The following is a 21,885-nucleotide window of genomic DNA, read 5'->3' on the forward strand; positions in this document are numbered from 1 at the left end:
TGGGGGCGGTTCATGAGGCGGTTGGCGAGGCGAGTTCTTGTCGTGCGGGCCTACCAACGTGAGGGTGCGTAGTCCTTCAGGAAGACGCCGAACAGGTCGTCGCCGGCCTGCCCGCGGACGATCGGGTCGTAGACCCGGGCGGCTCCGTCGACCAAGTCCAAGGGCGCATGGAACCCCTCGTCGGCGAGCCGAACTTTCGTGGGGTGCGGTCGCTCGTCGGTGATCCAGCCGGTGTCGACGCTGGTCATCAGAATGCCGTCGGACTCGAACATCTCCCGCGCGCTCGTCCGGGTCAGCATGTTGACCGCCGCCTTCGCCATGTTGGTGTGCGGATGGCCGGGACCCTTGTAGCCGCGCCCGAAGACCCCCTCCATCGCTGACACGTTGACCACGTACGCCCGGGCCGGACCACTCGCCACGTTTCTCGCCGCCTCGGCCAGGCGCGGCCGCAGGCGGCTGATGAGGATGAACGGCGCCGTCTCGTTGCAGAGCTGCACCTCGAGCATCTCGAGCGCGTCCACCTCGCCGACGCCCTGGACCCAGCTGTTCGAGTCGTGAAGGTCGGGAACGAGCCCTCCGGCGTCGATCGCTGAGCCGTCGGCCAGACGCGCCAGTGACGACGAGCCCGGAGCCAGAGCCATGTCTGTCAGGCGCTGGGCGTGGCGGGCTGCAGCCTCGGCATCCGCGTGAGTGGAGGCAGAGCCGGTGACCGCGGCGTCCGCCGCCGCGAGCAGCGGGTGGGCCTTGACCGACTCGGCCAGTGCCAGAGGATGCAGGTCTCGTGTGTGCCCGAACGTCAGGAGTTCTGGGCCTTGGCCTTCGGGCCACAATCCGTCCGGGATCGGGATCGACTCGGCGTCGACGAGGGGCGCGTACGCACCAGGCGAGCGCCGTACGGTCTGTGCCGCGTTGTTGATCAGGATGTCCAGCGGGCCCCGGGCGGCCACCGCGTCGGCCAAGGCGATGACCTGGGACGGATCACGCAGGTCGATGCCGACCACGTGCAGTCGATGCAGCCAGTTGGCGGCGTCGGGCATCGCCGCGAAGCGTCGCACCGCGTCGCGCGGGAAGCGGGTGGTGATCGTGGTGTGGGCACCATCGCGCAGCAGCCGCAGCGCGATGTGCATTCCGATCTTGGCCCGGCCGCCGGTCAGCAGCGCTCGCTTGCCGGTCAGATCCGTCCGCGCGCCGCGCTTGGCGTGACTCATGGCCGCACACGCGAGGCAGAGCTGGTGGTAGAACGCGTCCACCAGCGTGTACCGCTGCTTGCAGATGTAGCAGGGTCGGGCCTTCATGAGCGTCCCGGCCGTCGGCGCCTCGACGCCTGACGTGAGCGCCAGCCCCCGCGTCTCATCGTCGATGCGGTCGGGAGCCCCCGTGGCTGTGCCGGCGACGATCGCCTTGTCGTTGTCCTGGATCGCCGCTCGCTTGACGCCTCGACGGTGGCGCTTGACCGCCTTGAACATCCTGCCGGTCGCCCGTCGGACGGCCACGAAATCGGGGTGGGCCTCGTCGAGCTCGTGGATGGTGCGCAAGACCCGCAAGGTCGCGGCCAGGTCGTCTGGGTCGACTCCGCTGCCGACCGCCGCCGAGGAGGGTGCTGCAGTGGGCTCGGGCGCTGTTGGATTCGACACGGCGCTAAGCGTACTCAGGACTCGGCCGTGGGCACCTCACAGCCCCATGGGTCCATCGAAGCCAAGGCGTCCATGAGTGTCTCCGCCACCGTGCCTGGAGTCCCCATCCCCTGCCCACGCTGATCGGAGGCACGGACCAGGGGTGACAGCCCGAGTTGTGAATGTGCGCAACTGCCGAATTGAGAATGTCACGGTGGCGGGGAACCGCTGGATAACGTAGTGCGTGCGTAGTACGCTGAGTTTGTGGGTGAAGGCATCGACTGGCGGCACCGGGGCGAGTACATCTCAAAGCACGGGCTGACGCCGGACGTCGCCGACGAGGCCTTCGCCGATCCGAACAGGCTGGCCATCGACCCAGATCCTTCGTCTGACTCGGGCAGAACCATCCGGGTCATCGGCTGGTCATCCACGACCAGCATGCTGATCACGGTCATCGTGCTCCCGGATGAAGGGATCACCTGGGGAGTCAACGCGTGGCCGTCGAACAGTACAGACCAGCGCCGATACCGAGAGGAACAGTTGGATGTCGATCAGTGATCTCATCGCGGCCGAAGCTGAAGCGGCCGAACGCAACCGAGATGCCGGCCTCAAGCCAGGAAGTAGGGTGACCCGCGGACACCAGCGTGCCAAGACGCTTCAGGTTCGCCTGAACGCCGAGGAACTCGAGGCGTTGACGCGGCTCGCAGAACGACGCGGCCTCCCCGTGTCCACACTGGCTCGGGACATTCTCCTGACCCAACTGGCGGGTTCCGACGAATCCGCCGGGGCGTTGATTGCCAGGATCCGGGCAGAGTTGGACGACCTTGCCTCACGAGTAGCCTGACCCGTCCGACCAACGTCCTGATCTGCCGCAGGTGGATCTGCGGTGCGGTTGGTGTCCACTCCACCCATGGCAGTCACTTGAGCAGCTTGATCGCGACGGCGATCTTCCGCAAGTGCTCGCCGGTCCTGTCCCTGCCACAGAAGGGAGAACGAAGTAAGGATGGCCACAACCGTTCCGAACGCACTGATTTGGCGTCGACAGCGGTATACGCCTCCCCACCGAAGACCCGCACACTCGGGCGGTGGACCGCTGATACCAGTGTGGTATCCAAGGGCAGCCGCCCCGTTCCAGCCAGCCGGCTGCCGGTACCCGCAGCAGCTACGCTCACTCACAACAGGACGGTGCTGCCATCCGTGCAGCTGACCGGGACGAGGTGCCATGACGGTGGTGGAACGGTTGGCCGAGCGCTTGGCGCACGGGGTACGGGGATGGATGGCCATCGCGTCGACGCTGCTGTTCGCGGTGTTCACCGCGATGGTGCTGCCCGACCAGGCTGAGGCAGGGGCCTTCTACACGGTCCGCTACCCCGCCCCGGACACATCCCTGTGGTACTGGCCGGGGGACCTGTACGCGGCGGCCGAGGCGTGGGGACCAGACGGCCGAGCCGCGTATGTCCAGGCGCGCGTGACGTTCGACGTCATCTGGCCGTTGGTGTACGGGGCGTTCCTGATGACGACACTCGCCTGGGTTTGGGCGCGAGCGACAGCCGCGGGGAGTCGTTGGCGGTCGGTAGCGGTGCTTCCGGTGGTCGTGGTGGCGCTGGACTACGCCGAGAACATCTGCGCCGCGACGGTGATGGCACGTTATCCGGCCCGGACGCCGGTGTTGGCGGAGTTGGCGCCGATCTTCACCGCCGGCAAGTGGCTCACCCTGTCCGTCAGCTTCCTTCTGCTGGTGATCGGCGTGGTCATCGCCGTCACCGCATGGTGGCGGGCCCGCAGGTCGCGGCCACCTCGATCACAGGCCGGGTGAGAAGGCGATCGGCAGCACCACCTCGTTGCGACGGAGGAACCACGGCGTCCAGGGAGGATCGAAGCGGGCGAATCGGGGCGGCCCGCTCACCTCGAGTCCAGCCTGCTCGACGGCGCCACGGAGAGCTGCCAACTGTTGCTGGTAGATGTGCTCCGTCCAGCGTCCGGTGAAGGGCTTGACCGCGGCCACCTGGGCAGGGACCTGCCGCACCTGGATGCGTGGATCGGAAGGTGTCGGCAGCGTATCCAACGTGAACTCGGCCGGCATCACGAAGGCCACCACGTGTCGGCCCGACTCGGCGCCGGGCTGCTGGACCACGGGTGAGGTCATGGCGATCTTGGTCGGTGCCTGCTCCTGCAGCACCGGCGCGGTCATCGTGACCTTGCCCCGGGTGCTGTTGCGGCCGGAGATGAAGGCCACCAGCACCCCGAATGCCTCGTTGCCCGCGCGGGTGAACGAGGCTTCCACCTCCACCTCGGCCACCAGGTGCGCGGGGTAACGTCGCGCCTCGAAGAGAGGGAAGCGCCTGAGGACCTCGTACGGTTGCTGTTCCGTCATGGCACCAGCGTGACACTCCGGACCCGACGGACTGCCCGGAACTCCCACATCCGGCCCGGAAGATGTGGGGGTAGCGGGCGGTTGCTTGCCCGCCTCGGCTTCTTCGAGCCAGGTCAGGCTGTGACGTCGGCGGTCCTGAAGCGGCCCCAGGCCAGCGAGGCGAAGATCGCCACCCAGCCCAGTTGAACCAGAAGGCCGGACGCGAGGACACTCCAGTCGACCTCGAGGCGGAGGAACTCGGCGAAGTCGAACCAGTGATGCGTGAGCAGATAGGGATGGATGGCCGACAGCTGCGGCAGCGTGTCCAGCACCGACGACACCACGGCCACGACGGTCGTCGCGGCCATCGCGCCGACCGGCACCTCCGTCAGGGTTGAGAAGAACAGCCCGACGGCGACCAAACCTGTCAGCGACAGGGCCACAAACGCCGCGACGCCCAGCATCCGGGCCACGCCCGCGCCGAGGGACACCGTGGTGCCGGACAGCAACGTCATCTCCGAAAATCCGAAGAATGCACCGCCGGCGGCGAGAGCGACGATCGTGATCACCAGCACGGCCGCGAACGCGAAAGCGAGTGCGACGAGGGCCTTAGCCGCCAGCAACCGGGTTCTGGCCACCGGTACCGTCAATACGTACCGCAGGGTCCCCGTCTGGGCCTCACCGGCGATGGCGTCGCCGGCCGTGATGCCGATGGTCAAGGGCAGCAGGAACGGCAGGCACATGAACAGTGCGGCGATGACCAGGAAGAGTCCGTTGCCGGTCACCCTGTCGATGAAACCTGGGCCCTGCCCGCTCATGCCGGAGTTGCTGGCAATGAACAAGACGAGGGCGAGCAGGAGTGGCACCAGGGCCAGACCCGCCAACAGGGCCAGCGTGCGCCGTCGCCCGAACAGGAGCCGAAGCTCGCTGCGGACCAGCCGTCCGAACGAACCCCTAGCGCGCGACATCGAAGCCCTCCCCGGTCAGTTCCACGAACAACTGCTCCAAGCTGCGCCGTCGGACCTCGAGCCCGTCCAGGCCGACGCCGGCGTGCACCAGCGCTGCGGCCACCCCCGACGGGGGAGTGGCGCCGAGCGCAGCGTGCAGCACGGCGCCCTCGGCGGTTACTGACTCGAGCCCGAGCCCGCGGAGCACATCGGCGGCGGTAGCTACGTCGTCGAGGTTGGTGGTGACCACCAGCGTCGCGGCGTCGTCGGCGACCAGCGATGCCCGTTCCGATTGGGCCAGCAGCCGACCCTGGCTCATGATCCCGATGTGCGTGCAGACCTGTTCGATCTCAGCCAGCAGATGGGACGAAACCAGCACGGTGGCGCCCTCGGCCGAGAGCTCGCGGATGAGGTGGCGGACTTCCCGGGTGCCCTGGGGATCGAGGCCGTTGGTCGGCTCATCGAGCACCAACAGGTCGCGGGGCCTCAGGAGCGCCGCTGCGAGTCCCAACCTCTGCTTCATCCCAAGCGAGTACTGACGGTACGGCTTGCGGGCGGCGGCGGTGAGCCCCACCCGTTCGAGAGCCTCGCCGATCCGTTGCCGCGACGAGGACCGGGTGGACGTCGCGTCACAGGCGTCGAGCCGGGCCAGGTTGGCGCGTCCGCTGAGGTAGGGATGGAAGGCGGGTCCCTCGACCAGCGCCCCCACGCGGGGAAGCACCTCCAGGGCGTCTCCCGGCATCGGCCGGTCGAGCAGGCGTGCGGAGCCGGCCGTGGGGGAAACGAGGCCCAGCAGCATGCGGATGGTGGTGGTCTTCCCCGACCCGTTGGGGCCGAGGAAGCCGTAGACAGCACCGTGCGGCACTGCGAGGTCGACCCCGTCGACCGCCACCTGCCCGGAGCGGAAGCGCTTGGTCAGCCCCGAGGTCTCGATGGCGGGGGCGCTCACGCCATCGCACGCAGCGTCTCGGCGGGCACAGCACCCACGAGCACGCGGCCGTCGTCGGTCATGAGGATGCTGAGCAGCGTGGAACTGATCAGGCGTCCCTCGGGAACCTCCGTGGTGAGCTGTTCGAACAGCGCTGCGGTGTCGAGCCCCATCCCCCCGGAGTGGTCGGGGGTGAACTCGTCCATCAGTTCCTGGGCCTCGTCCGATCCGACAAGGCGATCGGGCATGCCGGACATGGCGCCCGGGTCAGCGGCGAGGAGCTTGGTGAGGTCCATTCCCTGGAGTTCGACGACGCTCTCCCATCCCGAGCCGGTGACCGTCGGCTTCTGATGTTGCGTGCCCTCGTGCGACGGCATCGCGCCATCCTGCTCGGGGAGCGGTACGACGACCTCGCGCTCGGTGGCTCCCGCGGGAGGGGAGAAGTCGAACACCGATTCGTTGGGCATCTGGAAGGAGACGTCGGTGAAGGAGATCTCGACGGCTGGCGCTGTCTGGTCCTGGGTGCTCCAGGTCTGTACGCGGAGGGGGGTCATCGTTTCGCCGTCGACGGCCACTACGACGCGCTCCACGAGGGTGGCGTCGGTGTCGGGGGTCACGACGAGCTGGTAGACGTCCCTGCCCGCGATGATCATCTGGGAGTCGACGCTGATGGTGCTGGACTCGTCGGCCTTCGCGAGCGCTTCCGCTGCGGCTTCCTGCGGGGTGGGCAGTTCCGCCTTGCGGGCGAGGACCTCGGCACGGGCCTCCTCGCTCATCGCCTCCAGGCGCGCCCGGTCAGCATCGCTGACGCTGTAGTGCACGGCCTCGTCGTCGGAGCTGGAGTAGGTCCACAGGTCCGCTCCGTCGGCCACGACCGAGTACTCGGACACGGCGCCCAGCAGTGCCACCCGCGACCGCTGCTCGCCGTCGGTCCACACCTTGAGCGTGGAGCTGCCGCCCAGCAGCGACATCGGGTCGGCGCCGGTTGCCTCGGTGAAGAGGAGGTCGGGTAGGCCGAGACGTGCGGTGTGCACCACCGTGCCGGACATCGGCTGCGGGTCGGCCTCGAGCACTCGAGCGACGAGTTCCTCGGCGGAGATGTCGGGCAGATCATTCGATTCGCCCGCGGCCAGCAGTGGCTGGGCGGCCAGGGAGGCAGCGACGGCCACGACGACGACGATCGGCACCGCCCACGGGGAGCGGAGCGGGGAACGGCGGTCAACCTGGGAATCGGTCATGGTGCCACGATAGGCGCCGCTCGCTGAGAGGCTGCTGAGAGCCGGAGCGTGCGGCGCTGGGGTGCGGACGACGCGTGAATGACATGATGAAGCCGTGCGCGTACTGGTGGTCGACGATGAGCGCACCCTCGCGCGCGCGCTCCAACGGGGACTGACCGCTGAGGGTTTCGCTGTGGACGTCGCTCACGACGGTGACGCGGGGCTCACGATGGCCACCCACGGCGACTACGACGCCATCGTGCTCGACATCATGCTGCCGAGGCGCAACGGGTACGCGGTGACCGCTGAGCTGCGGAAGCGCGGCGTCTGGACCCCGGTGCTGATGCTGAGCGCGAAGGACGGCGAATACGACGTGGCCGACGCCCTCGACCTCGGTGCAGACGACTACCTCACCAAACCGTTCTCGTTCGTCGTGCTCGTGGCGAGGCTCCGGGCTCTGGTTCGGCGACCCTCCGGCGCCAGGCCGGCCGTGCTCGAAGTGGGTGCGCTCACCCTTGATCCGTCCACCCGAGCCGTCACGCTGGGCGGCGCGGCGGTGGAATTGACCGCCCGCGAGGTGGCGTTGCTGGAATACCTGATGCGCCACAGCGACCGCGTGGTCGGCAAGGTGGAGCTGCGTGACCACGTCTGGGAGGGCACCGGCGAGGACCTCAATGTCGTTGAGGTCTACGTCGGCTACCTGAGGCGCAAACTGGGTCGCGACGTCATCTCGACCATCCGGGGCGCCGGCTACCGGGCCGTCGGATGACTGGCCCCGTGCGGTGGGGAGGGCTGTCGCTGCGTCTACGGCTCACCCTGCTGACAGCCGGCCTGCTGGCGGTGGGGCTGTCCTTGGGCGCCGTCGCGCTGACCGCCGTCGTCTCCTCCAGCCGCGTCGCCGAACTCGACCGCGCTGCCACCGCCCGCGTGGAGACCATCGCCCGGCTCGCTTCCGACGACCGGCTCCCGGATCCGCTCCCCGTCACCCAGCCCGGAGAGATCGCGCAGGTGCTCGACACCGATGGGTTGGTGGTGTCGAGCTCCGCGTCGGCCAGCCGAACGCTGCCGCTGCTGAGCGCCGAGGAGGCAGCGCTCGCCACGGAGCGACTCGGGGTCACCTTGCCCACCGCCTACGACGACCGCGCCCGCATCGCCGCCAGGACTGCGACCTGGCGAGGGGAGCGCGTCACCGTGGTGGTCGCGCTGCCGCTGCGCGACGTGGAGGGGGTGCTCGGGGCGCTTCGCGTATCGCTCGTCGGGGTCGTGCCCATCCTGACCCTCGCGCTGGCTGGACTCATCTGGCTCGCACTGGGCAGGGCGCTGCGCCCAGTGGAGGAGCTCCGGGTGGCCGCCGCACGGGTGGCGAGTGAGGGTGGGCCCGGGGCGTTGCCGGTGCCCGACGCGGATGACGAGCTCGCCGCGCTCGCACGCACGCTCAACGAGATGCTTGATCGACTGGATCGGGCGGCGTCGCGGCAACGCCGATTCGTGGAGGATGCCGCGCACGAGCTCAGGTCGCCGCTGTCGTCACTCAGGGCGAGCATCGAAGTGGCCCTGTCACATCCCGACGCCTTCCCGACGGGGGAGCTGGCGGCCGAGCTGGAGCCGGAAGTGCTGAGGATGCAGGCACTCGTCGACGACCTGTTGCTGCTGGCCCGGGTCGGGGCGGCGGGTGGACGTCGTCGTCTGACCGATCTGCGGGCGGTGGCGGAGCAGGTGGCGGGTACGCGCCGCGCCGGGGTGGCGCTCGAGGTGATGGGGGAAGGCGAAGCGACGGTAGACGGGCCGGCCGTGGAGCGGGTGCTGCGCAACCTCGTCGACAACGCGGTGCGGCATGCCGGCTCCCGGGTTCGCATCACGGTTGCGGGGCCCCGGGTCGTGGTCGAGGACGACGGGGCGGGGATCGCGCCGGGGGATCGGGAGCGTGTGTTCGAGAGGTTCGTCCGCCTCGATGAGGCGCGCCAGCGTGAAGCCGGGGGCAGCGGTCTGGGGCTCGCCATCGCCCAGGAGATCGCCCGCGACAACGGGGGCGACGTTGCGATGGGCGACTCGGAGCTGGGCGGACTTCGGGCGGAGTTGACGCTCGCCGCGCAGCCGCCGGCCTCTTAGACGGCTGTTTCCGGATCGTGAGATATAGTAGAAGGATCAACTACCTCTCTGAAGGATGATTCTGCATGACCTTGGTCGCCCCGCCCGAGCACATCACCGCCAGCCGCATCTTCACCGAGCGGCACACCGCCTACCGCTTCACGTCGGAGCCGGTCAGCGACGAGCAGCTGGCTCAGGTGTACGAACTGGCGAAGTTCACCCCCACGGCCATGAACAGCCAGCCGTTGCGGATCACGTTCGTGCGCACTCCCGAGGCGAAGTCCCGCCTGCTGCCGTTGCTGGCGGAGTTCAACCGCCACAAGTCGGAGTCGGCTCCCGTCGTGGCCATCCTCGCCGCTGACATCGACTTCCACGAGCACCTGCCCGTCGTCTCGCCCCAGTCTGCCGGAGCGCGCGACCGGTTCGAGGCCGACGATGCGATGCGCGAGGCGTTCGCGCGTAACAACGCGTGGCTCCAGGCCGGCGGGTTCATCCTCGCTGTGCGTTCCGTCGGGCTCGACGCCGGCCCGATGGGCGGCGTCGACCTCGCGGGCCTCGACCGGGAGTTCTTCCCCGGCACGTCGATGCGGAGCCTCATGGTGGTCAACATCGGCCATGTCGCCGAGGACGGCACGTTCCCGCGCAACCCGCGCCTCGCATTCGACGAGGCCGCGAGCCTCGTCTGACCCCGTCGGCCCCGGCCCCGCGCGAACCTAACGCCGCCACATGAGCCTCTTGTCGCGGGAGAGCGTTACATGTAACGTGGATCCATGAGCGTCAGCGACAGGGTGGGTCAGTACCGCGAGCGAATGCGGGCTCGCGGGTATCGTGCGGTGCAGGTGTGGGTGCCGGACGTGCGGTCGGAGCAATTCGCTCGTGAAGCCCGTCGCCAGGCCGCCCTAGTGGCGGACTCTGACCGCAGACATGACGAGCAGGACTTCATCGAGGCCGTTTCCGTCGACTGGGACGAGGAGTGAAACGCGGCGAACTATGGACGGTGGCGGGCGGTGTCTACGCCTCGAAACCGCGGCCGGCGATCATCGTTCAGGATGATGTCTTCGATCAAACGGACTCGGTGACCGTCGTGCCCCTGACCACGAGGCTCATCGACGCTCCACTGTTGCGATTGCGAATCCCCGCAGGTGGCGCGGGTGGGTTGTCCCAGGACAGCGACGTGATGGTCGACAAGCTGACAACGGTGAGGCGGAGTAACGTGCAGGTGCGCGTCGGCAGGCTCTCCAGCCAGCAGATGGTCGACTTGGAGCGACTCCTCATGACCTTCCTCGGGATGGCCCGCTGACAGATGGCGTCAGCGGGCTCCCGCGTCGATGAACGTGGACTCAGCCGGTGCAGAGCGCCTGCAACTCCGCCATGGAGGCCCCGAACTCAGTGGTGGCCTCGGTGACGTCTCCCATCTCACTCATGTCCTGGTCGACGTAGACCTTCTGGATCGCGTCGCGCATCTTCGTGGCGTCTTCCTGCACGGCGCTGGCGGCCGCCTTGACCTCCGGGTTGACCACGTTGTCCGCGGCCGTGCGGTAGGCCTCGACCAACTCGGTCCAGGTGTCCACGGCTACCTGCGGATCCGTGGTGCCGACCGAAGCGATGTCAGCGATCGCGTTGCTCGCGTCCGCGAGGGGGCCGGACATGCTCGCGCAGGCGTCCGCCACCGGCTGCTGGGCGTCGGTGCCGGCCGGCGTCGACGCGTCGGAGTCCGCGCTGGGGTCGGCGGAGGCGGACTCGGTGGTGGGGTCGGCCGACGCCGACTCGGTGCCGGTTTCGGCGGTGGTGGTGGTGTCCGTTGCGGGGGCTTCGACGGAGGCGGAGGGCGTCGTCGACTCCCCTGGGGTGCCGGAACATGCGGCGAGCCCGAGGGCTGCCATGGCGGCGATGATGGAGGTGCCGATTCTGTGATTCATGATCTTTCCTTTCGGCGAATCTCGGTGCTCCTCATGCAGGAGCCGTAGTCGGAGCATAACTTTCACCCGGTGCACCCCGACCGCTCAACGGGCCGGCGCGATTCGGCCGTGGCCCTCCCGAGGTGGAGGAGCCGGATGCTTAGCTGACGTTCACACTTCTGCCGCCGAGGGGCCCACGTGAAGATCTGGAACGCCACCATCACCGCGCTGCTGTCGGCTGCGCTCGCCGCCACCATGTTTGTCCTGCCGCCCAGCGCGGCGGCAACCGGTCACGCCACCGACACCCCGCCGTCGGCCCCCTCCAACGCGCAGGAGCAGGCAGCCCGCGACGCGTTCACCCGCATCCTCGGCACCGCCGCGAACCGGTTCGAGATCACCGTGCCCGCCGATCCGCCGTCCGGGCAGGACACCTATTCCGTCAGCGCCAGCGGCGACAAGATCAGGGTCACCGCCTCCACGCCCTCGACGGCGGTGGCCGGCCTGAACCATTACCTCGGCAGCATCGGGCAGTCACTCAGCTACACGGTGCGCAACGTCGACCCCGCCGTCGCCTACCCGCTGCCCGACGGCGAACTCGGCCGGACCGCCAATGTCGCCGCCCGCTACTACGGCAACGACACAGAAGATGGCTACACCGGCGCCCACCGCACCTTCGAACAGTGGGAGCGATTGATCGACGAACTGGCCGCGCTCGGCTTCAACCAGGTGTTCATGCCGGTGGGCTCCGAGGCCGTCTACTTCGACGTCCTGCGCCAGTTCGGCTACACCGCCGCCGAGGCCGCCGCGTGGATCCCGACCCCGGAGCACCAGCCGTGGTGGCTGCTGCAGAACATGGCCGCCTGGCCCGCCGGCACGACGGAGGCCTCGATCGAAGCCCGTGCCGCGCTGGGCCGACGGATCGCGGACCGGCTCCGCGAACTCGACATGACGCCCGTGCTGCCGGGCTACTTCGGCACCGTCCCGCCCGGCTTCGTGGCCCGCAACCCGGGAGCGGTGGTCGTGCCGCAGGGCGGCTGGGTGGGCTTCCAGCGCCCCGACTGGCTGGACCCCAACTCGCCGGCGTTCCCCGCCGTCGCGGCGAAGTTCTACCAGTCGTCGGCCGCCCGCCTCGGCCGCTCCACCATGTACAAGATGGACCTCCTCCACGAGGGCGGCCAGCGCGGCACGGCCGACATCCCCGCCGCGACCAGGCGCATCGAACAGGCCCTCCAGACTGCCAACCCCGGCGCCACCTGGGTGTTCCTCGGCTGGCAGGCCAACCCCCAGAACGACATCATGGGCGCGGTCGACCCCGCCACCACGTTCATCGTCGACGGCATCACGGACCGCTACCCGGGCGGCAGCCGCGAGGCTGCCTGGCTGAACCGGCCCTGGGCGTACGGCACCATCTGGAACTACGGCGGCGACACCACCATCGGCGCCAAGCTCACCCGCTGGAACACCGACTACTTCCGCTTCAAGGACCAGGCAGGGAGCGCCATGCGCGGCCTCGCCGCAATGCCGGAGGGCGGCGACAACAACGGCGCGGCACTCGACTTCTTCGCCAACCTCGCCTGGACCACCGGCCCCGTCGACATCGACCAGTGGTGGTCCGACTACGTCTTCAAGCGCTACGGCTCCCGCGACGCCGACGCCGTGGCGGCATGGCAGATCGTCAGCCGCACTGCCTACACCCTCCCGACCAGCGGTGACTTCGCCGAGGCCCACGACAGCCTCTACGCCGCGATCCCGTCGCTGACGGCGGCCACCTCGTCGCAGTGGTCGCCGACACGTTCCACCTATGACCTGGCCGAGTTCGCCACCGCCCTGCCCCGGCTCCTCGCCGCCGCCGAGAGGCTCGGCGACAACGCGGCCTACCGCTACGACCTGATGGACGTCGCTCGCCAGGTGCTCAGCAACCACGGGCGCGTCCTGTTGCCCGAGATCCGCAACGCGTTCAACCTCGGCGGCGCAGCGCAGTTCGACGAACTGACCGCCCGCTGGCTCGAGAACATGGCGCTGGTGGACCACCTCGCAGGAACGCAGGAGATCAGCCTGCTCGGGCGCCTGCTCGACGAGGCCCGCAGCGCCGGCACCACCGTCGAGCAGGCGGCGACCTTCGAGAAGGGCCAGCGCACGCTGCTCACCGTGTGGGCGCAGCGCTCGGGGCACGCCAGCGGGCTCGGTGACTACGCCGGCCGCGAGCACCAAGGCCTCGTCGGCACCTACTACCAGCCCCGCTGGGAGAAGTTCTTCGACGCCCACCGCACCGCCCTCACCACGGGCGGGGCCGTGCAGTCCTTCGACTGGTTCAACGAGGCGCAGCCGTGGCTGGCCTCGACGGACCGCACCGGCATCTGGTCGACGCCCCGAGGCGACGTTGTGGCACTCGCGCGGGCGGCCCAGGCCGCCGTCGAACGCCCGCTGCCGGAGCCGCCGCCGGACCCGTGGCTGCCGCGCAGTGACGTGACTGTCACCGGCTGGTCCAGCCAGGAGACGGTGGGTGAGGACGGCGCCGCCGCGAACGTCAACGACGGCGACACCGGCACGTTCTGGCATTCGAGCTGGTCGGGAACCCCCGTGGCCGCGCCGCCGCACTGGGTGACGCTGCGCGTGGCCGGCGGGCACGCCATCGAGTCGCTGCTGTACGTGCCGCGCCAGGACAGCGTGAACGGACGGGCCAAGCGCTACACGGTCTACGCCTCCGCGAGCGATGACGACTGGTCCCAAGCCACCGTCGTCGCGTCCGGGGAACGCGCCAACAGCGCAGCCGCCACCACCATCGACTTCACCGCCCCGACGGTGGGGCCATTCATCCGGTTCCAGATCGACGAGTCCTGGACGCAGACGGCGGGCGGACACCAGTTCGGCACGGCCGCCGAGCTGAGGTTGGGCGCTGAGGCCACCGTCCTCGAGCCGCCCGCGTACGGTGACCACTACCTGTCCGACCTGCCGTTCCTGGCCGAGGACTCCGGCGCGTTCCCCGTGCAGCGCGACCGGGAGGTGAGCCAGCCGGGCGCCACCCCCCAGCCCATCCGGATCTCTGGCGTGACGTACGAGAAGGGCCTCGGGATGCAGGCGCCGTCGACGGTGTCGTTCCTGCTCGGCGAGCAGTGCCGTCGGTTCGCAGCGGTCGTGGGCCCCGACGACACCATGAGCGGGCCGCAACAGTTCCCGTCGGTCATCTTCCGGGCATGGGGAGACGACGCGCTCTTGTTCGAGAGCGACGTGCTCCTGAAGGGGCAGACCGCGACCGTGGACGTCGACGTGACCGGGGTGTCGGAGTTGGAGTTGGAATTGGACCCGGCAGAGGGCGTGGTCAACGGCGGCCAGACCGAGGCGACCTGGTGGGACCGGGGTGACTGGGCCGAGGCGAAGGTCGCCTGCCCTGCGCCGGCCTCGCCCTCGCCCTCGCCGTCGCCCTCCGCGTCGCCGTCGCCCTCCGCGTCGCCGTCGCCCTCCGCGTCGCCGTCGCCGTCGCCCTCCGCGTCGCCGTCGCCGTCGCCGTCCGCGTCGCCGTCGCCCTCCGCGTCGCCGTCGCCGAGCAAGTCGTCGAGCCCGAAGCCGACGACCCCCCGCCCCACGAGCACCGCCCCGACGCGCAAGCCGTTCGTGCCCACCGCCCCGTACACGAAGGCCGGGAAGCACACGCTGAACGGGCGCGACTGGATGACCACCTGCGAACCGTACTCACGCACGGAGCGCTGCCGCACCGACATCTGGGCCACCGTCGTGGTCATCGAGGACGGCGAGTTCGTCCGCACAAGCGGCTGGGCGTTCAACAACCTCACGTACCTGCCGCACATGACCCGCGCGCAGTGGGGTCAGAACCCGCTGGCCAACCACAACGACACCGGGTTCACCTCCGCCGGCCGCCAGTGGCGCACGGAGTGCGACACGGCACGCACCGGCCAGGGCGGATGCCGCAGTTACACCATGACGACGGTGTACGCGGCGTCGGCACAAGCGGGTGGGGGGTATGCCTTCACCCAGCGCAACGAATGGGTCTTCAACAACATGGTGTTGTTCGGCTGAGGCCGTTCAGAAGATGCCCAGCTCGCCGAGAGGTGAAAGGATGGAGGGCGTGACTGCAATCTGGGCCCACCGAGGTGCATCGGCATACGCACCGGAGAACACCATGCCGGCATTCGAGCTCGCCCTGAAGATGGGTGCCGACGGCCTGGAACTGGACGTCCAGCGCACCGCAGACGGGCAGCTCGTCGTCGTCCACGACGAGGCGATCAACCGCACGTCCAACGGCTTCGGCAAGGTCGTGGACCAGACGCTGGAGGAACTGCACGGCGCAGACTTCTCGCACGGCTTCCCCGGCCGTCGCAACACCAAGATCCCGCTCCTGCGTGACGTGCTCGACCTCGTCAAGGGCACCGACGCGACGGTGAACGTCGAGCTGAAGAACACCGTCGAGCTCTACCCGGGGATCGAGGACGACGTGCTCGCCGCCGTCACGGATGCCGGGATGCTGGACCAGACGCTGTTCTCGTCGTTCAACCACTACAGCTTGGCCAACCTGCGCGGACGGGTGTCGCCGGATCACCTCGGCCTGCTGTTCTCGGACGGCCTCTACGAGCCGTGGGAGTACGCCAAGCGGTTCGGCGCCGGTGCCGTGCACCCGCACTACCTGGCGCTGCGCCACCCTGATTTCGTGTGGTTGTGCCACGAGCGGGGCATCAAGGTGCATGCCTGGACGGTGAACAACGACGAAGACGCGCTGCGTCTGAAGAGCATCGGCGTCGACGCGATCATCACGAACTTCCCGGACCGCCTGGGCGAGACCGTCCGTCGCGGTTACCTCTGACCCACCCCGCCGACGGCGCGAGCCGCCCTGCGCGCTCGGGCCGACGTCGCCGAGCCCCGCTCGATAGGGTGGGCGCATGAGCAACCCGTTCCGCCCAGAGCTGTGGACCCCCGTCGAGGGCTTCGAGTTCACCGACATCACGTACCACCGCGCCAAGGACGTGCCCGCCGTGCGGATCGCGTTCGACCGGCCGGAGGTGCGCAACGCGTTCCGTCCGCACACCGTCGACGAGCTGTACCAGGCGCTCGAGCACGCCCGCACCTCGTCCGACATCGGCTGCGTGCTGCTGACGGGCAACGGGCCGTCCGAGAAGGACGGCGGCTGGGCGTTCTGCTCCGGCGGGGACCAGCGCATCCGCGGCCGCGCCGGCTACCAGTACGCGGAGGGTGAGACGGCGGAATCCGTCGACGCCGCCAAGCTCGGCCGCCTGCACATCCTCGAGTGCCAGCGCCTGATCCGTTTCATGCCGAAGGTCGTCATCGCCCTGGTCAACGGGTGGGCCGCCGGCGGCGGTCATTCCCTGCACGTGGTCTCAGACCTCACGCTGGCGTCGCGCGAACACGCCAAGTTCAAGCAGACCGACGCCGACGTCGGCTCGTTCGACGCGGGCTACGGCTCGGCCTACCTCGCCCGCCAGGTGGGGCAGAAGTTCGCGCGCGAGATCTTCTTCCTCGGCGACGTCCACGACGCCGAGGACGCCCACCGCATGGGCATGGTCAACCGGGTGGTGCCGCACGCCGAACTCGAGGACGTCGGCCTGGAATGGGCCGCCAAGATCTGCGGCAAGTCACCCACCGCTCAGCGCATGCTCAAGTACGCCTTCAACGCCATCGACGACGGGCTGGTCGGCCAGCAGATCTTCGCGGGCGAGACCACCCGCCTGGCCTACATGACCGACGAGGCCGTGGAGGGCCGCGACTCCTTCCTGGAGAAGCGCAGGCCGGACTGGTCGAAGTTCCCGTACTACTACTGAGCCATCGCGGCAGCGCAAGGGACGCACCCGCGTCTGACAAGCGACGACTCCCCGCGGAGCGCCGGAAAGTAGTACGTCTGACCTCTCGGGGACCACGCTCCAATCGACTCGGCGCTCAGTAGGGTGACCGGGTAGACCTACCGTGTGGAAGTGAGGGTCGATGGTGATCCTGGAGCCCTACTCAGTCGCCGAACTCCGAACTGCCTTCGCCGCGGGCGCCGGGCTCGATCTGCTGCTGTTCCACGGCCACGTGCCGGAACACCCCGGCCAGGTCGACAACGGCTGCCTCAGCGAGCACTATCCCGCGCCGTTCGAGTCCGACGGTGAGCTCTTCCGCACCGTCGAGCACTACCTCGCCTGGCGCAAGGCGACCCTCTTCGGCGACACCCATTCCGCACAGCGCGTGCTGAGGGCAGAGTCGCCGACGACGGCCCGGGCCATCGGCCGCACCGTCCGGCCGTTCAACGACGAGGTGTGGAAGTCGCACCGCTTCGAGGTGGCGGTGGCCGCCAACGTGGCCAAGTTCGCCGCGGATCCGCAGTTGGCCGACCACCTGAGGTCCACCGGGCGCGCGGTGCTGGTCAACGCCTCGCCCATCGACAGGGTGTGGGGCATCGGCCTGTCGGCAGAGGACCCCGCCGCTCTGGATCCCGCCCGCTGGCCCGGCCTCAACATCCAGGGCTTCGCCCTCATGGAGGCCCGCCGCCGGCTGCTCAGCTGAGGTGGGAGACGACCTCCCAGGTGGGGTCGTTGGCCGCCTCCACCGGTAGGGCGAGCGCGGTGGCGAGATCGAGCAGCCGCTGCGTCGCCTCCGTGTCGGGCCGGACGTAGGAGTACCACGTGCGCAGGCTGTTGAGGGTTTCGACGGCGACCAGTTCGCCGTCGGCCCCGATGCTCTCGTTGATCATCTCCTCGACCTCATCGGCCGCCGGGCCCCGCAGGTCTTCGAGTCGGAGCCGGATGGTGACGACCTTCTCCAGCAGCGGTTCCCGCGCCACGCACAGCGGCACCCTGATGCGCGCGTGGAGCTCCTTGCCGTCGTAGCGGGTGCCCTGCACCGTGGTCCACGGGCTGACGTCGGGGAGCTCGACGAACCGGGTGCGCACATCGTCGACGAAGCGTCGCAGCGTGACGAGGTCGACAGGGTTCTCCGGCGGGCTGTCCAGGGCCTCGAGCCCACCGACCCAGCACTGCACATGCTCCTCGCCCAGCGCGACGTCGACCATGGCAGCGGCCAGCGACGCCCGCTGCTCGGCGGTGAAGGGCTCGAACAACGGGTGCCACACGCCGACGTCGATGCGGCGCGCCATGTCGCGGCAGGCGATCTGGGTGTCGGCCAACTCGAGGGCGAGCCCGTCGATGTCGAACGTGACGGCCAGCGGCTCCGGTGAGCGCTTGATGAAGTTGGAGTAGGTCCAGTGCCGATCCGGCGCGGGGGCGCCGTCGCGGACCCGGCGGGCCAGCGCCATCAGCCACGGCTGCCCGTGCGCGGAGATGGTGAGGGTGCGACGGCTGCGCCCCGCGTTGTCGTCGATGCGGTAGCCGAGGCGCGAGTCGACGGCGTCGAGCTGCTCGGCGAGCAGCGGCCCGTAGGTGCGGACCGCAGCCTCCTCGGCGCCGGTGTCCAGCAGCGACCCCAACGCGGCTGAATGCCGCCCCCACCACTGCCAGAACGCGTCGATCCGCTGTGCCTCGTCCATGACCCGAGCCTAGGGCGAGTCGTCAGCCCGCGTAGCTGTAGACCAGCACCGAGTACGGGGCGATGGTGAGCGTGGCGCTGGCGCCGAACCCGTCCTGACCCTCGTCGTTGCTGTGCAGGTCGCCCGACGGGTGGTCGCCGAAGTCGTCGGAGTACAGGGTGGCATCGGAATTGAGCTTCAACTCCCACCTGCCGCCGGACGGCAGCCCGATGCGGTAGTTGTCGCGCACCTCGCCGGAGAAGTTCGCCACCACCACGACGTCGTCGCCGATGCCGTGGTCGTACCAGCGCTGGAACGCGATGACCTTCGCGTCATCATTGCGATGGAAGACGTTGACGCCCTGGCCCTGCAGCCCCTGCGACTCGCCGAACAGGTTGCGCCGCAGCGTGATGAGGTCGGCGTAGAGCTGCACGATGCCGTGATGCTCCCGCTTCAGATGCCAGTCGAGCGGCACGTCGTCGCGGAACCAGTCGCCCTGGAGGAACTCCTGGCCCTGGAACAGCATGGGGATGCCCGGCGCGGTCATCACGAGCGCGGCGCCCAGCGTCGAGCGCTTCTGCGCGAACCAGCCCTGCTGGTCGCCGGGCTGGACCTCCGCCACCACCCTCGCCTTGCCGTTGGCCACCTCGTCGTGTGACTCGGTGTAGACCACCCGGCGGAACGCGTCGCCGTCGTAGTTGAAGGTGAGCGCGTCGGCGATGGCGTCGATGCTGCGGTGCGCGTCGTCATATTCCTGCAGCGCCTTGCGCACCGGGTGCACGAAGTTGGGGTCCCACTGCGCGTGGTAGCCCGCGCCGTCGTGGTCCAGGCCGGTGACCAGCGGGTTGGAGTGCATGTCCTCCGCGATGAGCAGCGCCTTCGGGAACTGGGTGCGGATGTCGCGGTTGATCCAGGACTGCAGGGTCCAGCCGTCGATGATGTCGAAGCCCGTGGCGTCCACGGAGCGCATGTACGGCGTCATGTCGTAGCGCAGCCCGTCGACGCGGTACTCGCGCAGCCACATCAGCGCGTTGTCGTGGATGAAGCGACGCACCTCGGCCCGGCCGTAATCCGGGCGGGTGTCGCCCCACGGGGTGCTGGAGCGGTGGTCGTTGTAGAAGTAGATACCGCCCTTGTCGTTCTCCTGCCACCCGTCGAACTGCCACAGGTCCAGATCTGACGGGCCGAAGTGGTTGTAGACGACGTCCTGGATCACGGCCAGGCCCATGCGGTGCGCCTGCTTCACGAACTCGCGGTAGGCGCGCGGGCCGCCGTAGGTGGATTCGACGGCGAAGATGTGGGCGGGGTTGTAGCCCCAGGACAGGTCGCCGGCGAACTCGGCGATGGGCATGAGCTGGATGGCGTTGCAGCCCAGGTCCAGGACGTGCTGGAGCTTCTCGGCCATCATCGTGAAGCTGCCGGTGTCGTCGCTCTTGGTGAAGAACGAGCCGACGTGGGCCTCGTAGATGACGATCTCGTTGTGCGCCGGAGGCTCGAAGCTGTCGTCCTCCCAGTCGAAATCGAGGGGGTCGACGATGACGGTGTTGCCGACGGAGTTCGTGACCTCGCGGGCGTAGGGGTCGTTGCGGTGGAGTTCGAGACTGCCGTTGGTGAGGAAGTACTTGTACTCCTGCCCGGCTTCGGCTCCCTCGACGTAGCCGTACCAGTAGCCCTCGTCGTTCTCGCGGGTGAGGGGATGCGCCGTGGTGTCCCAGCCGTTGAAGTCGCCGGTGACGCTGACGCTGTCGGCGTTCGGCGCCCACACCCGGAAGCCGATGCCACCCTCGGCGACGATCGCGCCCATACCCTCTAGAACCACGATGGCCCCCTTTCTGATCTCGCCTCAGAGTAGGGGATGTGTCCAAGCGTGCGCTGGGAGTGGAGGGTGGCTCAGAACAGCACGAGCAGCAACGCCCATGCCGACGCCACGATCTCGACGACGCCGATCTGCCCCGGCGAGCGACGCTGCCGCGGCAGCCACCAGGCGCGCACGATGAGGGCCGCGGCCCACACCGGCCAGCCCCAGCCGAGCCAGCCGACGATGGCCGCCGCCAGCACCAGCGCGCCGAGCGCCACGTGGTAGAACAGCGACCGCTTCGCCGAGCGGGGGTCGTTGCGCTCCCGGATGAGTGCCTTCACGTGCAGCACCGTGCCCACGAAGTAGGCCGTGATGGCCACCATGACGGCGACCTCGTCAGCCCGGACGAAGTCCACCCCCGCGGTGCTGCGCAGCACCGCCATCAGGCCGCAGGAGGCGACGATCGTGAGCACCCCGGAGAGCACGGTGCGCTCCCGTTTGGAGGCAGCCAACCACAGCGCGCTGCCGAGCAGGACGGCGTACACCGGCGCCCAGAGCAGCAGCGACCAGCCCCGGAACCACAAGGTGACAAGGCCCGCGACGCCCGCGATGGCGCCGTAGACGGCCACGGCGGGATAGTACGAGGGGCGGCGGCGCGGCGCGGCCTTCAGCGCCAGCGTGAGTGCGTGGTAGGCGAAGTACCCGATCAGCCAGGTGACACCCAGCGCGGCGTCGCCACCGTCGAGGGAGCGGTAGGGGGCCACCAGGATCAGCCCGGCGAGGAACGGGACGATGATCATCGCCCAGGCGCCGTGCTGGTTGGTCATCCACCCCTTTGACGCTCGCTTGGCCATGACCCCAACCTATCGACCCGCACGCGGGCGTCGAGCGGAGGGGTGTGCCTACTCGGCCAGGCCGTACAGGCGGTCGCCGGCGTCACCCAGGCCGGGCACGATGTAGCCGGCCTCGTTGAGGCGCTCGTCCAGCGAGGCGACCACGACGCGGCACGGCACCTGCAGGTCGCCCAGGAGGTGCTGCAGCTTCTCCACGCCCTCGGGCGCGGCGGTGAGGCAGATGGCGGTGATGTCGTCCGCTCCGCGGTCCACCAGGTACTGGATGGCGCCGCCGAGTGAGCCGCCGGTTGCGAGCATCGGGTCCAGGACGTAGCACTGCCTGCCGGACAGGTCCTGCGGGAGGCGCTCCGCGTAGGTCATGGGCTGCAGGGTCTTCTCGTCGCGGATCATGCCGAGGAAGCCCACCTCCGCGGTGGGCACGAGGCGCAGCATGCCGTCGAGCATGCCGAGCCCGGCGCGCAGGATGGGCACCACCAGCGGTGCCGGCTGCGCCAGCTTCACGCCGGTGGTGGGGGCGACGGGGGTCTCGATCTGCACCTCATGGACGCGCACCCCGCGGGTCGCCTCGTAGGCGAGCAGAGTGACGAGCTCCTCCACCAGCAACCGGAAGACCGGCTGCGGAGTGTTCTTGTCCCGCAGGACCGTGAGCTTGTGATGGACGAGCGGGTGTTCGACGACGTGTAGTTCCACGGGACCAACCTTCGCACATCCGGGCACTTCC

22 protein-coding genes are annotated in these 21,885 nt (G+C 69.1%); 12 read left to right on the forward strand and 10 right to left on the reverse strand.

Annotated elements, in window-relative coordinates:
• Window positions 1-50: 50 nt before the first annotated feature.
• Window positions 51-1,634 (reverse strand): SDR family NAD(P)-dependent oxidoreductase, encoded by a 1,584-nt coding sequence (locus tag ACX1DX_RS12375; RefSeq protein ID WP_459396841.1) that lies wholly within the window; start codon window positions 1,632-1,634, stop codon window positions 51-53.
• 243 nt (window positions 1,635-1,877) lie between these two features.
• Here ACX1DX_RS12375 and ACX1DX_RS12380 point away from each other — a divergent pair, with 243 nt between their 5' ends.
• From ACX1DX_RS12380 to ACX1DX_RS12390, 3 genes are all read left to right on the forward strand, one after another.
• Window positions 1,878-2,171 (forward strand): BrnT family toxin, encoded by a 294-nt coding sequence (locus ACX1DX_RS12380; RefSeq protein WP_143571042.1) that lies wholly within the window; start codon window positions 1,878-1,880, stop codon window positions 2,169-2,171.
• On the forward strand, window positions 2,158-2,457 hold the full coding sequence (locus tag ACX1DX_RS12385; RefSeq protein ID WP_076063487.1) for a YlcI/YnfO family protein: 300 nt from the start codon (window positions 2,158-2,160) through the stop codon (window positions 2,455-2,457). The genes ACX1DX_RS12380 and ACX1DX_RS12385 overlap by 14 nt, the downstream gene beginning before the upstream one ends.
• Before the next feature lie 378 nt (window positions 2,458-2,835).
• Entirely contained in the window at window positions 2,836-3,429 is a 594-nt protein-coding gene (locus ACX1DX_RS12390) for a hypothetical protein (RefSeq protein ID WP_459396842.1), read from the forward strand.
• On the opposite strand, the gene ACX1DX_RS12395 is transcribed toward ACX1DX_RS12390, so the two are convergent.
• From ACX1DX_RS12395 to ACX1DX_RS12410, 4 genes are all read right to left on the reverse strand, one after another.
• A complete protein-coding gene (locus tag ACX1DX_RS12395) occupies window positions 3,415-3,987 on the reverse strand; it encodes an SOUL family heme-binding protein (protein ID WP_076063492.1) in 573 nt (190 codons plus the stop codon). The two genes, ACX1DX_RS12390 and ACX1DX_RS12395, sit on opposite strands and share 15 nt — an antisense overlap.
• A 113-nt stretch (window positions 3,988-4,100) precedes the next feature.
• On the reverse strand, window positions 4,101-4,934 hold the full coding sequence (locus ACX1DX_RS12400; protein WP_459396843.1) for a DUF2705 family protein: 834 nt from the start codon (window positions 4,932-4,934) through the stop codon (window positions 4,101-4,103).
• Window positions 4,921-5,862, reverse strand: a complete 942-nt coding sequence (locus ACX1DX_RS12405; protein WP_459396844.1) for an ABC transporter ATP-binding protein — start codon at window positions 5,860-5,862, stop codon at window positions 4,921-4,923. Before ACX1DX_RS12405 ends, ACX1DX_RS12400 begins: the two co-directional genes overlap by 14 nt.
• Complete coding sequence (locus ACX1DX_RS12410; protein WP_459396845.1) at window positions 5,859-7,079, reverse strand: LolA family protein; 1,221 nt, start codon at window positions 7,077-7,079, stop codon at window positions 5,859-5,861. Before ACX1DX_RS12410 ends, ACX1DX_RS12405 begins: the two co-directional genes overlap by 4 nt.
• A gap of 94 nt (window positions 7,080-7,173) precedes the next feature.
• Here ACX1DX_RS12410 and ACX1DX_RS12415 point away from each other — a divergent pair, with 94 nt between their 5' ends.
• The 5 genes from ACX1DX_RS12415 to ACX1DX_RS12435 all read left to right on the forward strand — a co-directional run bounded on the left by ACX1DX_RS12415 (window position 7,174) and on the right by ACX1DX_RS12435 (window position 10,446).
• Entirely contained in the window at window positions 7,174-7,827 is a 654-nt protein-coding gene (locus tag ACX1DX_RS12415) for a response regulator transcription factor (protein WP_459396846.1), read from the forward strand.
• Window positions 7,824-9,167, forward strand: coding sequence for an ATP-binding protein (locus ACX1DX_RS12420; RefSeq protein ID WP_459396847.1), 1,344 nt, complete (start codon window positions 7,824-7,826; stop codon window positions 9,165-9,167). The genes ACX1DX_RS12415 and ACX1DX_RS12420 overlap by 4 nt, the downstream gene beginning before the upstream one ends.
• A gap of 65 nt (window positions 9,168-9,232) precedes the next feature.
• On the forward strand, window positions 9,233-9,832 hold the full coding sequence (locus tag ACX1DX_RS12425) for a malonic semialdehyde reductase (RefSeq protein ID WP_459396848.1): 600 nt from the start codon (window positions 9,233-9,235) through the stop codon (window positions 9,830-9,832).
• Window positions 9,833-9,916: 84 nt separating this feature from the next.
• A complete protein-coding gene (locus ACX1DX_RS12430) occupies window positions 9,917-10,123 on the forward strand; it encodes an antitoxin MazE family protein (RefSeq protein WP_076063509.1) in 207 nt (68 codons plus the stop codon).
• Window positions 10,120-10,446 carry a type II toxin-antitoxin system PemK/MazF family toxin gene (locus ACX1DX_RS12435; protein ID WP_076063511.1) on the forward strand — a complete coding sequence of 109 codons (327 nt, stop codon included), beginning with the start codon at window positions 10,120-10,122 and terminating at the stop codon, window positions 10,444-10,446. Before ACX1DX_RS12430 ends, ACX1DX_RS12435 begins: the two co-directional genes overlap by 4 nt.
• A gap of 40 nt (window positions 10,447-10,486) precedes the next feature.
• On the opposite strand, the gene ACX1DX_RS12440 is transcribed toward ACX1DX_RS12435, so the two are convergent.
• Window positions 10,487-11,065 (reverse strand): hypothetical protein, encoded by a 579-nt coding sequence (locus ACX1DX_RS12440; RefSeq protein WP_076063513.1) that lies wholly within the window; start codon window positions 11,063-11,065, stop codon window positions 10,487-10,489.
• Window positions 11,066-11,242: 177 nt separating this feature from the next.
• Here ACX1DX_RS12440 and ACX1DX_RS12445 point away from each other — a divergent pair, with 177 nt between their 5' ends.
• From ACX1DX_RS12445 to ybiA, 4 genes are all read left to right on the forward strand, one after another.
• Window positions 11,243-15,079: an alpha-N-acetylglucosaminidase TIM-barrel domain-containing protein gene (locus tag ACX1DX_RS12445; protein ID WP_459396849.1), complete on the forward strand. Its 3,837-nt coding sequence runs from the start codon at window positions 11,243-11,245 to the stop codon at window positions 15,077-15,079.
• A 49-nt stretch (window positions 15,080-15,128) separates the two neighbouring features.
• On the forward strand, window positions 15,129-15,860 hold the full coding sequence (locus tag ACX1DX_RS12450) for a glycerophosphodiester phosphodiesterase (RefSeq protein ID WP_459396850.1): 732 nt from the start codon (window positions 15,129-15,131) through the stop codon (window positions 15,858-15,860).
• Window positions 15,861-15,936: 76 nt separating this feature from the next.
• Entirely contained in the window at window positions 15,937-16,833 is an 897-nt protein-coding gene (locus ACX1DX_RS12455) for a 1,4-dihydroxy-2-naphthoyl-CoA synthase (RefSeq protein WP_076063520.1), read from the forward strand.
• A gap of 160 nt (window positions 16,834-16,993) precedes the next feature.
• Entirely contained in the window at window positions 16,994-17,554 is a 561-nt protein-coding gene (gene ybiA, locus ACX1DX_RS12460; RefSeq protein WP_076063522.1) for a riboflavin biosynthesis intermediates N-glycosidase, read from the forward strand.
• Here ybiA and ACX1DX_RS12465 read toward each other — a convergent pair.
• From ACX1DX_RS12465 to upp, 4 genes are all read right to left on the reverse strand, one after another.
• Window positions 17,547-18,533 (reverse strand): hypothetical protein, encoded by a 987-nt coding sequence (locus ACX1DX_RS12465; RefSeq protein WP_459396851.1) that lies wholly within the window; start codon window positions 18,531-18,533, stop codon window positions 17,547-17,549. The genes ybiA and ACX1DX_RS12465 overlap by 8 nt on opposite strands.
• A gap of 22 nt (window positions 18,534-18,555) precedes the next feature.
• Window positions 18,556-20,331 (reverse strand): alpha amylase C-terminal domain-containing protein, encoded by a 1,776-nt coding sequence (locus ACX1DX_RS12470; RefSeq protein ID WP_459396852.1) that lies wholly within the window; start codon window positions 20,329-20,331, stop codon window positions 18,556-18,558.
• Window positions 20,332-20,402: 71 nt separating this feature from the next.
• Entirely contained in the window at window positions 20,403-21,164 is a 762-nt protein-coding gene (locus tag ACX1DX_RS12475; RefSeq protein WP_459396853.1) for a YwiC-like family protein, read from the reverse strand.
• 48 nt (window positions 21,165-21,212) lie between these two features.
• Window positions 21,213-21,854, reverse strand: coding sequence for a uracil phosphoribosyltransferase (upp, locus tag ACX1DX_RS12480; protein WP_076063531.1), 642 nt, complete (start codon window positions 21,852-21,854; stop codon window positions 21,213-21,215).
• Window positions 21,855-21,885: the final 31 nt, after the last annotated feature.

Source organism: Tessaracoccus zhenghani, assembly GCF_054552775.1.